General features: G+C 45.8%; 14 protein-coding genes. 13 read left to right on the forward strand and 1 reads right to left on the reverse strand.

All coding sequences use genetic code 11. The features are described from left to right. The first annotated feature begins 7 nt into the window (after positions 1-7). The 13 genes from HRI97_RS04660 (at position 8) to HRI97_RS04720 (ending at position 14,101) form a co-directional block, all read left to right on the forward strand. Positions 8-1,666 (forward strand): ABC transporter permease, encoded by a 1,659-nt coding sequence (locus HRI97_RS04660; RefSeq protein WP_253726964.1) that lies wholly within the window; start codon positions 8-10, stop codon positions 1,664-1,666. A 31-nt stretch (positions 1,667-1,697) separates the two neighbouring features. Continuing rightward, positions 1,698-2,564 (forward strand): class II fructose-1,6-bisphosphate aldolase, encoded by an 867-nt coding sequence (gene fba / locus HRI97_RS04665; protein WP_253726966.1) that lies wholly within the window; start codon positions 1,698-1,700, stop codon positions 2,562-2,564. 38 nt (positions 2,565-2,602) lie between these two features. Beyond that, positions 2,603-3,409: a transketolase gene (locus HRI97_RS04670; RefSeq protein WP_253726968.1), complete on the forward strand. Its 807-nt coding sequence runs from the start codon at positions 2,603-2,605 to the stop codon at positions 3,407-3,409. Position 3,410: 1 nt separating this feature from the next. Beyond that, positions 3,411-4,343, forward strand: coding sequence for a transketolase family protein (locus tag HRI97_RS04675; RefSeq protein ID WP_253726970.1), 933 nt, complete (start codon positions 3,411-3,413; stop codon positions 4,341-4,343). A 163-nt stretch (positions 4,344-4,506) separates the two neighbouring features. After that, a complete protein-coding gene (locus HRI97_RS04680) occupies positions 4,507-6,270 on the forward strand; it encodes a flavocytochrome c (RefSeq protein ID WP_253726972.1) in 1,764 nt (587 codons plus the stop codon). Between the two features lie 369 nt (positions 6,271-6,639). Then, positions 6,640-8,187 (forward strand): BglG family transcription antiterminator, encoded by a 1,548-nt coding sequence (locus tag HRI97_RS04685; RefSeq protein ID WP_366794433.1) that lies wholly within the window; start codon positions 6,640-6,642, stop codon positions 8,185-8,187. Between the two features lies 1 nt (position 8,188). After that, positions 8,189-8,653: a PTS sugar transporter subunit IIA gene (locus HRI97_RS04690; protein WP_253726975.1), complete on the forward strand. Its 465-nt coding sequence runs from the start codon at positions 8,189-8,191 to the stop codon at positions 8,651-8,653. Beyond that, positions 8,650-8,910, forward strand: a complete 261-nt coding sequence (locus HRI97_RS04695) for an HPr family phosphocarrier protein (RefSeq protein WP_253726977.1) — start codon at positions 8,650-8,652, stop codon at positions 8,908-8,910. Before HRI97_RS04690 ends, HRI97_RS04695 begins: the two co-directional genes overlap by 4 nt. A 7-nt stretch (positions 8,911-8,917) precedes the next feature. Further along, complete coding sequence (ptsP, locus tag HRI97_RS04700; protein WP_253726979.1) at positions 8,918-10,618, forward strand: phosphoenolpyruvate--protein phosphotransferase; 1,701 nt, start codon at positions 8,918-8,920, stop codon at positions 10,616-10,618. Further along, positions 10,615-10,896: a PTS sugar transporter subunit IIB gene (locus tag HRI97_RS04705; RefSeq protein ID WP_253726981.1), complete on the forward strand. Its 282-nt coding sequence runs from the start codon at positions 10,615-10,617 to the stop codon at positions 10,894-10,896. Before ptsP ends, HRI97_RS04705 begins: the two co-directional genes overlap by 4 nt. Positions 10,897-10,943: 47 nt before the next feature. After that, a complete protein-coding gene (gene ulaA, locus HRI97_RS04710; RefSeq protein WP_253726983.1) occupies positions 10,944-12,227 on the forward strand; it encodes a PTS ascorbate transporter subunit IIC in 1,284 nt (427 codons plus the stop codon). A 108-nt stretch (positions 12,228-12,335) separates the two neighbouring features. Continuing rightward, the gene (locus HRI97_RS04715) at positions 12,336-13,142 is read left to right on the forward strand and encodes a transketolase (RefSeq protein ID WP_253726985.1); all 807 of its coding nucleotides are present in this window, start codon (positions 12,336-12,338) and stop codon (positions 13,140-13,142) included. Further along, on the forward strand, positions 13,139-14,101 hold the full coding sequence (locus tag HRI97_RS04720) for a transketolase family protein (RefSeq protein WP_253726987.1): 963 nt from the start codon (positions 13,139-13,141) through the stop codon (positions 14,099-14,101). The genes HRI97_RS04715 and HRI97_RS04720 overlap by 4 nt, the downstream gene beginning before the upstream one ends. Positions 14,102-14,265: 164 nt before the next feature. Here HRI97_RS04720 and HRI97_RS04725 read toward each other — a convergent pair whose 3' ends face one another. After that, positions 14,266-14,568, reverse strand: coding sequence for a 4-fold beta flower protein (locus HRI97_RS04725; protein WP_253726989.1), 303 nt, complete (start codon positions 14,566-14,568; stop codon positions 14,266-14,268). Positions 14,569-14,625 lie beyond the last annotated feature (57 nt).

Here is a 14,625-nt window from a genome sequence, read left to right on the forward strand (position 1 = left end):
GATCGGTGTGATAAAGACGAAAAAAATAGATTTTTGGATACCGGTCAGTTTGGGTATCCTCGCGCTGTATGTGCTGTTTATGCTCTATCCGATTTTAAAAGTCATAACGCAGTCCGTACGCGACAACGCGACAGGCTCGTTTACGCTCGGATATTTTAAACAGTTTTTCAGCGATCCGTATTATTTCATTACACTGTTCAACAGTTTTAAAATTTCAATATGCGTTACGATTATCTGCCTCATTATCGGCGTGCCGCTTGCATACTTGTACAATGTCTACGAAATCAAAGGCCGACAGCTGTTGCAGATTTTGATCGTGCTCACCTCCATGTCCGCGCCTTTTATCGGTGCGTATTCGTGGATTTTGCTGCTCGGTCGTTCGGGGCTTATCACGAAATTTCTGAAGTCGGCGTTCAATATCGTAATGCCGAACATCTACGGATTTAAGGGGATCCTGCTCGTGCTGTCGACAAAACTCTTTTCGCTCGTGTTTCTCTATGTTTCGGGCGCGCTGAAAAACGTCGACAATTCGCTGCTCGAAGCTTCCGCAAATATGGGACGCACCGGCTGGCGGAGATTTTTGACGATCGTATTGCCGCTGTGCATGCCGTCCATACTTGCCGCCGCCCTCATGGTATTTATGCGTTCGCTTGCCGATTTCGGCACTCCGCTTTTGATCGGAGAAGGCTACCGCACGTTTCCCGTGGAAATATATAATCAATACGTCGGCGAAACGAGCATCAACCACAGCTTTGCCGCCGCTATAAGCGTTATCGCCATTTTTATTACGCTCATCGTATTTTTATTTCAAAAATATCTTTCGAATAGAACGAGTTTTTCGATGAGTGCGCTGCACCGCATAGAGCGCAAAAAGCCGCGCCTTGCAGCGAGCATCGCGATCCATATCTATGCCTACGCTCTCGTCATCATTTCGCTTTTGCCGCAAGTCTATCTCATCTTTTTGTCGTTTAAAAATACGACGAAGACCGGCAATATGTTCCGTCCCGGATATTCGCTTATGAGCTATCGCCAAGTGTTCGGTACGATGGGCGGGGCTATATGGAATACCGTAAAGATATGCGGCGGCGCACTCGTCATCGTCGTCGTACTTGCGATTTTGATTTCATACCTTGTCGTGCGGCGCTATAATATTATCAACAATATTATCGATACGCTGTCGATGGTGCCGTATATCATACCCGGTTCGGTCGTCGGCATCGCGATGGTTATGGCGTTCAACAAGGGGCCGCTGGTACTTACGGGTACTGCGATGATCATGGTGATTGCGATGTGTATCCGCCGTATTCCGTATACGATTCGAAGCTCCGTCGCCGTTCTCGGACAGATTCCGATTTCCGTCGAAGAAGCGGCGATCAGTCTCGGAGCCGGCAAAACGAAAACGCTTGTGCGCATTACCGTTCCGATGATGTTCAGCGGTATCGTTTCCGGTGCAATTATGAGTTGGGTTACGCTTATTACCGAATTGTCTTCTTCGATCATTTTGTATTCGTCGAAAACGATTACGTTGAATCTCGGCGTGTACGTGATGGTTTCTCGAGGAACGGACGGCAAAGCTTGCGCCGTATCGACGATTTTGATGGTCTTTACGGTTATTTCACTTTTACTGTTTACGAAAGTTTCGAAAGACGGAGATATTTCGATATAATCGAATCAAAAAATTATTTATAGGAGTCGATATGGTTTTAGTATCTGCAAAAGAAATGCTCATCGATGCGAAAAAAGGCCGCTATGCGGTGGGGCACTTCAATCTTAATAATATGGAAAGCGTCCGCGCTTTTTTGCTCGCGGCCCAAGAAGTTAAGTCGCCTATCATACTCGGCGTTTCCGGCGGAACGGCGAAATACATGGGCGGCTATCGGACAATCGCCGACATGGTGAGCGGTTTTATTAATTTTTTGAAAATCACTGTTCCTGTCGCGCTGCACGTCGATCACGGGACTTATGAAGAAGCGCTCGATGCGATTGACAACGGCTTTTCATCCGTTATGTTCGACGGTTCGAAATATTCGATCGATGAAAACATCGCAAAAACGCGCGAAGTCGTCGAAAAGGCGCACGCGAAGGGCATTTCCGTCGAAGCCGAAGTCGGCGCGATCGGCGGTGAAGAAGACGGCGTTATCAATTCCGGAGAATGCGCCGACCCTGCCGAATGTGAGCGCATCGCATCTTTAGGCGTCGATTTTCTCGCTGCGGGTATCGGCAATATTCACGGAAAATATCCTGCCGGATGGAAGGGCTTGGATTTCGATGTGCTTGCAGCCATTCAGGCAAAGACGGGCGATTTGCCGCTCGTGCTGCACGGAGGATCGGGCATTCCCGCCGACATGGTAAAAAAAGCGATCACGCTCGGCGTATCGAAAGTCAACGTCAATACCGAATGCCAAATAGCATTTACCAAAGCGACGAAAAAATATTTTGCCGAAGGAAAAGATGAAGAGAGCAAAGGCTTTACGCCGCGAGCCGTGCTTGCGCCCGGTCTTGAAGCGACCAAACGCGTATGTATTGAAAAGATGACGCTGTTCGGAAGTATCGGAAAAGCGTAAATCGATATGCTATAATGGAATACGATCGAGAGGTTAGTATGACGATAGAAGAGTTGAAAAAGAAAGCCAAGCAGATCCGACGCGATACTGTTTGGATGATAGGAGAAGCGGGTTCCGGTCATCCCGGCGGTTCCCTTTCGGCGACGGATATCATGGTTGCCCTTTATTATTCTAAGATGAAACTGTCGGGCGATCCGAATGATGAAGCGCGCGACCGTTTTGTGCTGAGCAAGGGGCACGCGAATCCGCCGTACTATGCGATACTTGCGGATAAGGGTTATTTTCCGAAAGCGGAACTCAAAAACATCCGCCGACTGCACAGTATGCTGCAGGGACATCCGGATTGCAATAAATGCCCCGGCGTAGACTGCAGTACCGGTTCCCTCGGACAAGGCATATCGGTTGCAGCGGGTATGGCGCTCGGTTTCCGTTTGGCAAAAAAGCCGAACCGTGTATACGTGCTTACCGGTGACGGAGAGCTGCAGGAAGGTCTTGCGTGGGAAGCCTTTATGGCCGCTTCTCATTATCACCTCGACAATCTCACCGTCATCGTCGACAACAATCATCTGCAGCTTGACGGATCGATCGACGAAGTCATGTCGCTCGGCGATCTTGCGGCAAAATTCCGCGCATTCGGTTTTGCCGTGTGCGAGGCGAACGGGCACGATTATGAGGCGCTGCTTTCCGCGCTCGATCACCGTGAAGACGGAAAGCCGCTCGCCGTTATCTGCGATACGATCAAAGGCAAGGGCGTTTCGTTTATGGAAAACGGACTCGGCTGGCACGGAAAAGCTCCTTCGGGCGACGAGCTTGAAAAGGCGCTTAAAGAATTGGAGGACAACTGATATGAGCGAAAAAAAAGCAACACGGCAGGGCTACGGCGACGGCCTCGTCGAGCTCGGCAAAAAATATTCGGATGTGATTGTCCTCGACGCGGATTTGGGACATGCGACGGGATCTTTGACTTTTAGAAAAGCATTTCCCGACCGCTACATAGAAACCGGCATCGCTGAACAGAATTTGATCGGCATGGCCGTCGGCTTGTCGAAAGTCGGTTACGTGCCCTTCGCATCTTCGTTTGCAATGTTTACTGCCGGAAGAGCGTTTGAAATTATCCGAAATGCGGCGGCATACAGCAAAGCGAACGTAAAAATTGCCGGAAGTCATTCGGGCATCACGCCTGCGGGCGACGGAGGCACGCACCAGTGCATAGAGGACATCGCCGCGCTTCGCGCAGTTCCGAATATGACGGTGCTGAGTCCATGCGATTACAATCAGGCAAAGCTGATCGTCGAAGCGGCCTATCATTTTAAAGGCCCCGTGTATATCCGTACGTCGCGCGAACCCATGCCGATCGTCACTTCTTGCGACACGCCGTTCGAAATCGGAAAAGCGCAGAGCCTGCGTTCCGGCAAGGATCTCTGCATCGTCGCAACCGGTATTATGACGCCGCTCGCCCTCGAAGCGGCCGAGCAGCTCGCGTCCGACGGTATCGAAGCTTCCGTGCTGAACATCCACACGATTAAACCGCTCGACACCGATGCGATTGTAAGTGAAACGCTCGGCTGCGGCGGACGAATCCTCGTCTGCGAAGAAGCGAACCGTTTCGGGGGTATCGGCGAAGCGGCATCTTATGCGCTCCTCGGTAAGGGCGGCGTAAAGATGGCGCACGTTGCGGTCGACGACCGATTCGGACAGTCGGGGCAAACGGCCGAACTCCTTGCCGAATACGGCATCACCGCCGACAACATCGTCTCGAAAGCGAGATCGCTCCTGTAAGGTGCGGAGTATCCGGTATATCGAGGAATAAATATTATTAATTAATAAAAAAATACCGATCGTATACTCGTTTGACAATAAAACGACTGAGTATTATGATACGCTTATACTGCATAACATACGTTCGGTTTCCGAATGCGTATACATGTATGGAGGAAAAATTATGAAAAAGATTTTAAAGGGACTGTTTGCGGCGTTGTTCGCTTCGACGGTTTTGTTTACCGTGTGGCCGCAAAGTGCTTCGATGAAAAACGGAACGTATACCGGAACGGGCGAGGGCAAGGGCGGAAAGATAACGGTGCAGGTAACCGTCAAAAAGAACGCGATCGCCGACATCAAAGTGCTTTCTCACAACGAAACGCCGGGCTTCGACAAAGCGATGGACACGCTTAAAGCGGCGGTAATAAAATCGAACAGTACGGTAGTCGATACGGTTTCGGGCTGTACGCTCACTTCGAAAGGCTTTCTCGCTGCGGTGAATGCGGCGGTCGCACAGGCGGGCGGAGAACTGAAAGCGAATAAAAAAGCTGCCGCAGCGCCGAAAGCAAAAGCAAAGAAAATCAAAACCGAAACGCACGACGTCATCGTCATCGGTGCGGGCGGCGCGGGACTTGCAGCTGCAATCGAAGCGAAAGAAGCGGGCGCCGACGTTATCGTTTTGGAAAAGATGCCGATGGCCGGAGGCAATACGCTCATTTCGGGAGCCGAAATGGCGGCTCCGGGCAACTGGCTCCAAAAGCGGGACGGCATCGAAGACAGCGTTGCTCGCTTCGAACAGGATATGATGAAAGGCGGCGACAATATCAATAACCCCGAACTCGTGCACGTCGTCGCGTCGAATGCGCTTGCCGGCGCGGAATGGCTCAGGGACAAATGCGGTGTCGTATGGGAAAACGCGCTGATGTTTTTCGGCGGACATTCGGTAAAGCGCAGTTTGATTCCGGCCGGTGCGAGCGGCAAAGAACTCATCACCAAGATGCTCGCCAAAGCGGAAAAGCTCGGCATTCCCATCGTATACAGCACACCCGCAGTCGCGTTCGTGCAGGATGCGAAAGGACGCGTTACCGGAGTTTCAGCCGAAAGCAAGACGACGAACTACACCTTTTATGCGAAAAAAGGCGTCGTGCTCGCAACCGGCGGCTTCGGTTCGAACCTTGAGATGCGCAAAAAATACAATCCCGCAGTCGATGAAAATATCCTTTCGACGAATACGGTCGGCAGCACGGGCGACGGTATCGTGATGTCCGAAAAGATCGGAGCGGCCCTCGTCGATATGCAGTATATCCAAACCTACCCGATATGCGATCCGCTTACGGGCACGCTTTTGTATTTCGACGACGCACGCCTCTACGGACACAGCGTTATCGTAAACAAAGAAGGCAAGCGCTTTGTCGAAGAACTCGGACGCCGCGACGTTATGTCCATGGCGATCAAAGCGCAGACGGGACATTGCTGCTATGAAATCATCGATCAAAAAGGCTACGATGAAAGTCATCTGGAAGAAAACCACGCGGCCGAAATCGCTTATTTGTACAAAAACAAATTGTTGGTAAAAGCCGATACGCTTGAAAAAGCGGCGGAATTTTTCGGCATCGATGCAAAAGAGATGATCGCGACCGTCGACCGCTACAACAGCTACGTCGCGCAGGGCAAAGATCCCGAATTCAATAAACGCAGCTTGACCTTCCCGATCGAAAAAGCGCCGTTTTATATTTTGAAAGCAGTGCCCGCCGTACACCACACGATGGGCGGCGTCAAAATCAACAGCCAAGCGCAAGTTATAAAAACCGACGGTACGGTGATCCCCGGTTTGTATGCCGCGGGAGAAGTGACCGGAGGCGTCCACGGCAAAAACCGCTTGGGCAGCGACGCGATCGCCGACATCATCGTGTTCGGCCGCATCGCGGGAAAAAACGCGGCAAAGTAAGCGGTTTGTAACAGAAACGACGGTTCGGCGGCAGCGAAAGCGATTTCGAATGCTGCCGAACTTGTGGGCGGGTGCCGGGAAATTAGGATAGCTTATTTGCCGGGTTTTCACGGAAAGGGAGAACAGGGTTCCTTTCTTAATGAAAACAAATATCGATTTTGAAAATCGTGTCAGGCGATGTTTTTCTTAATAGTATCAATCTAAATTATTCCGATTAATAAAATCTTATCGGTATCATATCATTTAAAAAAATGAAAATATAAAACATGTTTATACTTTCCCCATAAACAAAATGACAACAACTCTTAATGTCAATAAAAATTTACTTTTTCTTTACAATTTCGGAAAAGTCGATACATAATATAAGTCATGAATATCGGTGACTCAAAGATAATAAGTATTCTGAATGTACTTCTTGATGCATCCGATTATATTTCCTCTGTAATAATCGCCGAAAAAATAGGTGCAAGCGAAAGCACTTTTTTCCGGCTATTGCCGCAAATTGAAAAATATATTCAACCGTATGACCTGTCCCTTGTAAAATTACGCGGCAAGGGATTTATGCTCACGGGAAGTAAAAATGCAAAGGAAACCCTTATCAATGATTTTGAGCGTAAAAACTATTCTCAGGAATTTTCTCTGGAAGAAAAAAGTTTTTTGGTGCTGCTTTATCTTTTGAATGAAAAAGACACGGTGAAAATTGCGTCACTTGCCCGACGCCTTAATATTTCGGAAACGGGTGTGTCAAAAATACTTACCGAGCTTGAACAAAATCTTAAAAAATCCGGCTGCGTCATTTTGCGTAAAAGAGGAGTCGGAACATATATCAGCGGAAATGAAATCGCTGCACGGCAAGCGGCTTTGAATACGGCTTGTCTCTATCTGAATTTTAATGAATTTATGAGTTTATTGTATACTTATATTCATAAACCGGCAATCCCTGAAAACAGACTTAAAATCTATACTTTTACGTGCGCCGTGTTTGAATATCTAAACGAAAAAACACATATAAAGCAAAATTTCGATTTTGTGGAAAAAATCGAAACGCTCTCATCAACTTCTTTTTCGGATATAGACTTTGTACTCTTGTTTTTATGTGTCAGTATTATGGAGTTCCGCTGTGCCAACGGTTTTTTTGTGGCGCCTCGTAAAGACGATAAAGCATATGAAGATGATCAGATAAGTACTGAGATAAAACAAACCTGCCGTTCTTTGCATTTTTTAATAAGTGAAAATGATTATGCCGACACCGAAACGCTGTTTTTTACGGAAATTTTACAAAGCACCGAAGCTGCGGCAAGTATGTTTAAAAACCAAAAGCAATACGTCCAAATTGCAGGAAATTTTGTATCGTTTATAGAAGCGTCTTTAGACGGATACGTTACCGAACATAAAAAAGTTGCCTATATCATATATTTACAACTAAGGCATCTATTAAAAAATCACCGGCAGCTTTTTTCGATACAGGAATATGCAGCGTCATTTGCCGAAAATATTTTAAATAATGACAATCGTATGCAAAAAATTGTAAAACCGGCTGCGGATTTTTTACAAGCGCGCCTTCATATCGATGTTTCCGAAAAAGAAGCCGGCGTTTTGCTGAGTTTTATAGCTCCTTTTTTTAAGTCGAATATAAAAAAAATATCGGCCGTTCTGGTCTGTGCCTCCGGTATCGTCGTGAGCAGCATTCTTAAAGAACGTATATGCAAGGAATTTCCCGAACTCGAGCTTATCGAAACGGTGTCCGTGCGAAAGCTCACCGATTCATACATAAAAGAAAAAGGCATTGATTTTATTATTTCCGTTATAGATACTGCGCCTTTATCGGTGCCCGCTGTTTATATATCCGTTCAGTTGGAAGACTCGGACATACAAAAAATAAAAAATATACTGCTGAGTATACAAAGGGGAATCTAGTATGCTTTCTGATTTTATTTTGCGACATAAAACTTTTTTGTTGCAAGCCGAAGCGGATACATGGCAAGATGCGGTAAAAAAATCTGCGGATTTACTGATAGATTCCGGATGTGCTTTGCCTGCATATTACGAAGCGATTCTCGATGCGGTAAAAGAATTCGGTCCTTATTTTGTTATTGCCCCCGGAATAGCTATGCCGCATGCACGTCCCGAACAGGGGGCGCTTAAATTGGGATACGGCTTGGTGTGTTTGAAAAAACCCGTTTTTTTCGGTCATAAGGTAAACGATCCGGTTGACATCATTTTATGTATTGCGGCTCCTGATAAAAAGGCGCTGAACGAACAGGCGATTATCGAAGTAATGACACTCTTTGACAATGACAAAGCTTTGTCCGGTTTGCGGAATGCGAAAACTGAAAGCGATCTGCAAAAAATCTTTCGCATAAGTGAGGAGGAAAATACATGATTTCAAAAGAAATAACCATACAAAATCCGACGGGTTTGCATACGCGTCCGGCAAACGATTTTGTAACGCTCGCAAATACATTTCAATCGGATATTAACATTCGAAAAAATGAAAAAACGGCAAATGCAAAAAGTATAATCAAATTGCTGCGTATAGGAATTTCTCAAAACGATAGAGTTGTTTTGGAAGCCGACGGTGCTGATGAAGAAAAGGCCGTACAAGCGCTTACCGAATTTATTGATCGATTAGAAGAGTAAGAGCGGTATGGAAAAGCGGATAACGGGAAACGTGCTGTCCGATGGTGTGTGTGTCGGCTGCATCGTTAAGTGGACGGACGATTCGGCTCCTTTAGATTACTCGAAATCGCAAGCGGCGGAGGGGCGGCAGCCGTTTTTAAACGAAGATGCCGAATGCGATCGCTTCCGTGAAGTAAAAAACGCTGTTGCAGCGAAGTTGACTTCTCTTTTATCTTGTGCTGAAAACAGCACTGCTGCCGCAGACGACGCGGAAAGAGCTGAAATTATCCGCAGTTATATTGCTATATTAAACGATCCGGAACTTGAAAAAGACGTAGTGCAACGCATACGGAAACAAAAAGTTTTTTTAACCGAAGCTTTAACGCTTACGGCACAAGAATATACCGACGATATGAGCGCACTTGAAGACGAGTATTTAAAACAGCGGGCGCAGGATTTTGAACAACTGTTTGCCATGCTTTTGTCGTATGCTTCGGGACATGTGCAAAAAAGAGCACGCATAGAAAAACCTTGCATACTCGCGGTGAAAGCGCTCAGTCCGATAGATATGTCCGAAATCGATAAAAATTTACTGCTCGGTATTATCAGCGAAGAAGGGGGCAAAACCTCTCATACCGCTATTATCGCACGCTCCTACGCCATACCGATGATTTCCGGCATCCCATACGCGGAAATTAAGGAAGACGACAAAGCCGTTATCGACACGGAAAAAAAACTGTGCGTGCTTAATCCGGAAGCTGCAACCGCTTCTTTTTATACCGAAAAAACCGTGCAGTTACAAAAAGAAAAAGAATATTTTAACACTTTAGTTGAACAACGCGCCGTAACTGAAAACGGCGTACACATAGAACTTATGGCAAATATCGGTTCGGTTCAGGAAGTTTCTCGAGCCGTCGCACAAAGGGTGGACGGTATCGGCTTATTCCGTACAGAATTTTTATTAAGCGAAGCCGGAACGGATTTTCCGTCAGAGGAAAATCAATTTAAAATCTACCGTGCCGTACTGCAAGCGATGGACGGAAAAAGCGTAACAATCAGAACCTTTGATATCGGCGGTGATAAAGTGTATCCGTGCGTGCATTTACCTAAAGAGGAAAACCCTTTTTTGGGATGGCGCGGCATCCGTTATTGTACGGATAATATCAAACTGTTTTTTCCTCAACTCCGTGCCCTGCTGCGTGCGGCCGTATACGGCAATTTATACATTATGTTTCCGATGATTACAACGGAAGAAGAAGTAAAAAACCTGCTTTCTTTAGTTGAACGTATAAAAAAAGATTTGCATAAAGAAAAGATTCCTTTCGGTCAAAATGTAAAAATCGGGATTATGATTGAAACACCTGCCGCAGCATTAATTGCGGATACGCTTGCGCAAAGCGTCGATTTTTTCAGTATCGGTACCAACGATTTAACGCAATACACACTGGCAGCCGACCGCAATAATGCAAAGGTTGCTCATTTGTATCGGGAAAACCATCCTGCAGTTTTGCAGTTAATTAAGATGACAATAGATGCAGGGAAAAAATATAAAAAGCATGTGTGTGTATGCGGTGAAATGGCGGGTAATCCGCTTTTTACACAAACACTTTTGAATTTGGGATTACGCTGCTTCAGTATGACACCGGCAAATATTCAAAAGATAAAAAAAGAGATTCTTTCGGCAAAAATTATGGATGCCGATAAGAAGCAAAAAAAGGAGGTGCGATGAAACGGGGGTTAATTGTATGTCGAACCGGCATGGGAAGCAGTATGATGCTTAGAATTAAGGTGGATCAGGTTATTCGTGAAAATGGCTATCAACTGGAATTGGTTCATGATGCTTTAAGCGGTATTGAGCAATACCACGATGTAGACGTTGTTATTACTATGAGTGATCTGGTACCGGAGATTGAGGGAAAGTTTAAATACTGTATCGGCATCGAAAATATTTTGGATAAAGAGGCAATAAAAAACAAACTTGACAATTTTTTTGCCGAACAGTCTTGAAAACAATTTTTGGAGTAAAAGAAAATTAAATACAGGAGGAAAGAATTATGCAAACTATTTGGAATCTTGTACACTTTGTCGTGTTCCAGTTGCTTGGGCAAGCATCATTACTTGTCGGCCTTATGGCTTTGATCGGTTTATTGTTGCAAAAAAAATCACCGAGCGCGGTTATTACCGGAACGACGAAAACAATTGTCGGATTTCTTATTTTCGGTATTGGCGGCGGTGCCGCTGTTGGAGCTCTTGCTAATTTCCAACAGCTATTCGCGACAGGGTTTAATCTTCAAGGCGTTTTGCCGCTTGCTGAAGCGATTACCGGTATGGCTCAAAAAAATTTAGGCACGATCATAACTCTTATTATGGTGCTGGGATTTTGCGCCAACTTGTTAATTGCGCGCGTAACGAAATTTAAATTTATATTTCTTACCGGCCAACATAATTTGTTCTTAGCTGCACTTCTATCCGTATCGTTAAAAGCAGTCGGTTTAAACGATGTACTCACTGTAATAATCGGCTCTATCATACTCGGATTTGCCGCAGCAATATACCCTGCAATTGCCCATCCTTTTATGAAAAAAGTTACAGGAAGCGATGAACTTGCTATCGGACATTATTGCACCTTAACATACGCGCTTTCCGGCTGGATAGGATCAAAAGTGGGTAACCCTGAAGAAAGCACGGAAAAATTAAAACTACCCGGTTGGCTTTCGATTTTTAAAGATTATATCGTATCTATCGCTCTTTCTATCATTATTTTTTACTATATATCCGCCTTTTCAGCCGGTAAAGAAGCTGTGCAAAAAATTGCAGGCGATACGCATTGGTTGTTGTTCCCTCTGATGCAAGGTCTTATGTTTACCGGTGCCGTATATGTAATTATTACCGGTGTACGTCTGATGTTATCGGAACTTGTGCCGGCCTTTGTCGGTATTTCTGAAAAGTTCATTCCCAATGCAAAACCGGCGTTGGATTGCCCTGTGGTGTTCCCTTATGCTCCGACCGCAACAGTGATCGGCTTTATTTCCGCTTATGTTGCCGGGTTGATTTGCATGGCTGTCTTTTCTCTGTTGGGGACCGTGGTTATCATTCCCGTTGCAATACCTTATTTCTTTATCGGTGCAACTGCAGGGGTTTTCGGTAATGCAACCGGCGGTTGGAAAGGCGCTATTGCCGGCGGCTTTGTAACCGGTATTCTCATTGCCGTAGGCCCGGCTCTTATGTATCCTGTTTTTGCAAAGATGGGACTTGCCGGATCGGCATTCCCGGAAACGGACTTTGTTGTAATCGGTTTGGTTATTTACTATCTCGGTAAACTTTTCGGAAAGATCTAGGAAATACTGATGAGATATTCCCTTATACGCGAAGGGAAATCGTATCGGTTTATGAAAAATGTGAGGATGCTTAAAAGCAAAGCATCCTCACTTATTAGAGGTCGATTTATGGATGAGAAAAAAGATTTGCAAGCCGTTGCCGCTAAATGCCGAAAACGCATTATATCAATGATATACAAAGCAAACGCGGGTCATCCCGGCGGTTCTTTATCTATAGCAGATATTATTACCGTCATTTTTCAAAAATATATGACAAAGGATAAAAACGGCAAAGATAAATTTATCTTGTCGAAAGGTCATGCCGTGCCGGCCTTATATGCGATACTTTGTGAAAAAGGTTTGCTCGACGAAGGTCTTTTATCGCAATATAGGGCTGTTAACTCTCCTTTAGAAGGACATCCTTGGACAGTCAAATTGCCGAACGCAATCGATGCTACAACAGGATTGCTTGGGCAAGGGTTGTCCGTCGGGATGGGCATGGCGTTGGCAAAAAAACGCAACAAAGATCCTCATCGTGTTTTTGTTACAGTAGGCGACGGAGAAATTGAAGTCGGTCAATTTTGGGAAGCCGCAATGTTTGCGCCGTCTTTTGAGCTTGAAAATCTTGTGTGCATCATAGATCGCAACGGATTTTCATCCCATGGAAAGGTTACAGTACCGGAACCCTTGGCAGATAAAATGCAGAGTTTCGGCTGGCATTGCATTAACATTGACGGGCATGATTTTGACGCTATTATCGACGCGCTGGATCCTGCACAGACAAAAAAACATCCTAAAAAACCTTTATGTATAATTGCAAAAACGGTCAAAGGCAAGGGAGTTCCCTATATGGAAAACAATCCCGCATGGCATAGCAAAGGCCTGTCCGATGATGAATACAAAAGCGCAATGGCGGCATTGGGAGAAGTAGTATGAACTCGCTGTATACTGAAACGGTTTCACCCAGATCCTTTCTCGGTGATATATGGGTTGAAATCGGTAAAAAAGATCCTCGCACAGTTGTACTGGACTGCGATTTGGCTGCTGCAACAAAAACAGATGCTTTCGCAAGGGCCTATCCTGACAGATTTTTTGAAATGGGAATCGGCGAACAGAACGCCATGAGCGTTTCTGCCGGCCTTGCGGCAGAAGGACTCATTCCTTTTTATGCTAACTTTGCGCTTTTTTCCAGCGGAACTTGTTGGACACAGTTGCGTCAAAACTGTTTTTCAAACTTAAATGTAAAGATCGTGGCAACACACCCGGGTATGGATAACGGGCCTGACGGCGGGACACATCATGCAAATGAAGAAATAGCGCTCACGCGAACAATACCGTGCTTAACGGTGCTGTCACCTGCCGATCATTTCCAAGTACGCGCCGCCATGTTTTATGCTTTACAGATACAAGGGCCTGTTTACATTAGAGTGCCGCGCGATGAAACACCGGTACTTCATTCCGCAAACACGCAATTCTCATTCGATACATTGGAAATGATATGTGACAAAGGTGATGATTTTGCAATCGTATATGAAGGCAGTGCCGCTTTACAAGCCTGTGACGGATTTATGCGCTTGGCAGACAAGAAGCTAAAAGGAAAACTTTTGGCTGTTCCGTCATTAAAACCGTTTGACAATACCGGTATTTTAGATATTGCAAAACAAGTTAAGACTATCGTTACGGTAGAAAACCATTCAGTCTACGGAGGGCTTGGCGGTATTGTTGCAGAAACACTCTGCACTTCGTCAGCTCGTTGTCCTGTTGGATATGTCGGCGTCAACGATGTTTTTACCGAATCCGGAAAATCACAGGCAGTGAAATCCAAATTCGGTCTTTCTGCAGAGGCTATTGAAAAAAAAGTCTTAAGTATTTTGGGGTGTGTTTCAGCCGAATAAATATAATTTTAAGGAGTTATCGCAAAGCTCATCCATCAGTCTATCGATCACGCCTTTTTGCACGATTGTACAAATCCGCTCGGCGGAGGCTACCTCTTTTAAATCTTCTCTGTATTGACTGACGTTATCATTTCGTGCAACAACTGCCGTCGAACGCGCACATCTTACCTCCCATCGTCAAATAATCTCTCCCACGCGTCTTCGAATACGGTGCGCACCGGAGGCCGCGGAGAATGTGCCATAGGATGCATACCCTTTCCCGGATTTTCGGCATAGCCTGCGTTTCCGAAGTTGCCTTTGTGCATGTCCAAAATCATGCCGTCTTTGAGCTCTCCGACATAGCCTCCGCTCAGTTTGTGGACGTGTTCGCCCTTGAGCTGTCCGACGGGATTTCCTTCCATGTCGCGGATGTATGCGCCTTGTACGACGCCGAGCGGGTTTCCTTCTTTATCGAAAATGTATTCCATTTGCAATTTCCTTAATAATTTTTTATGCGGTCATATAGCGATCGTATACATTATAGA

It is taken from the genome of Treponema socranskii subsp. buccale (assembly GCF_024181585.1).
Lineage (GTDB): Bacteria > Spirochaetota > Spirochaetia > Treponematales > Treponemataceae > Treponema_D > Treponema_D buccale.

Coding starts and splice junctions, on each gene's coding strand:
- fba (WP_253726966.1), top strand. CDS start 1,698: ATGGTTTTAGTATCTGCAAAAGAAATGCTCATCGATGCGAAAAAAGGC.
- HRI97_RS04670 (WP_253726968.1), top strand. CDS start 2,603: ATGACGATAGAAGAGTTGAAAAAGAAAGCCAAGCAGATCCGACGCGAT.
- HRI97_RS04675 (WP_253726970.1), top strand. CDS start 3,411: ATGAGCGAAAAAAAAGCAACACGGCAGGGCTACGGCGACGGCCTCGTC.
- HRI97_RS04680 (WP_253726972.1), top strand. CDS start 4,507: ATGAAAAAGATTTTAAAGGGACTGTTTGCGGCGTTGTTCGCTTCGACG.
- HRI97_RS04685 (WP_366794433.1), top strand. CDS start 6,640: ATGAATATCGGTGACTCAAAGATAATAAGTATTCTGAATGTACTTCTT.
- HRI97_RS04690 (WP_253726975.1), top strand. CDS start 8,189: ATGCTTTCTGATTTTATTTTGCGACATAAAACTTTTTTGTTGCAAGCC.
- HRI97_RS04695 (WP_253726977.1), top strand. CDS start 8,650: ATGATTTCAAAAGAAATAACCATACAAAATCCGACGGGTTTGCATACG.
- ptsP (WP_253726979.1), top strand. CDS start 8,918: ATGGAAAAGCGGATAACGGGAAACGTGCTGTCCGATGGTGTGTGTGTC.
- HRI97_RS04705 (WP_253726981.1), top strand. CDS start 10,615: ATGAAACGGGGGTTAATTGTATGTCGAACCGGCATGGGAAGCAGTATG.
- ulaA (WP_253726983.1), top strand. CDS start 10,944: ATGCAAACTATTTGGAATCTTGTACACTTTGTCGTGTTCCAGTTGCTT.
- HRI97_RS04715 (WP_253726985.1), top strand. CDS start 12,336: ATGGATGAGAAAAAAGATTTGCAAGCCGTTGCCGCTAAATGCCGAAAA.
- HRI97_RS04720 (WP_253726987.1), top strand. CDS start 13,139: ATGAACTCGCTGTATACTGAAACGGTTTCACCCAGATCCTTTCTCGGT.
- HRI97_RS04725 (WP_253726989.1), bottom strand. CDS start 14,568: ATGGAATACATTTTCGATAAAGAAGGAAACCCGCTCGGCGTCGTACAA.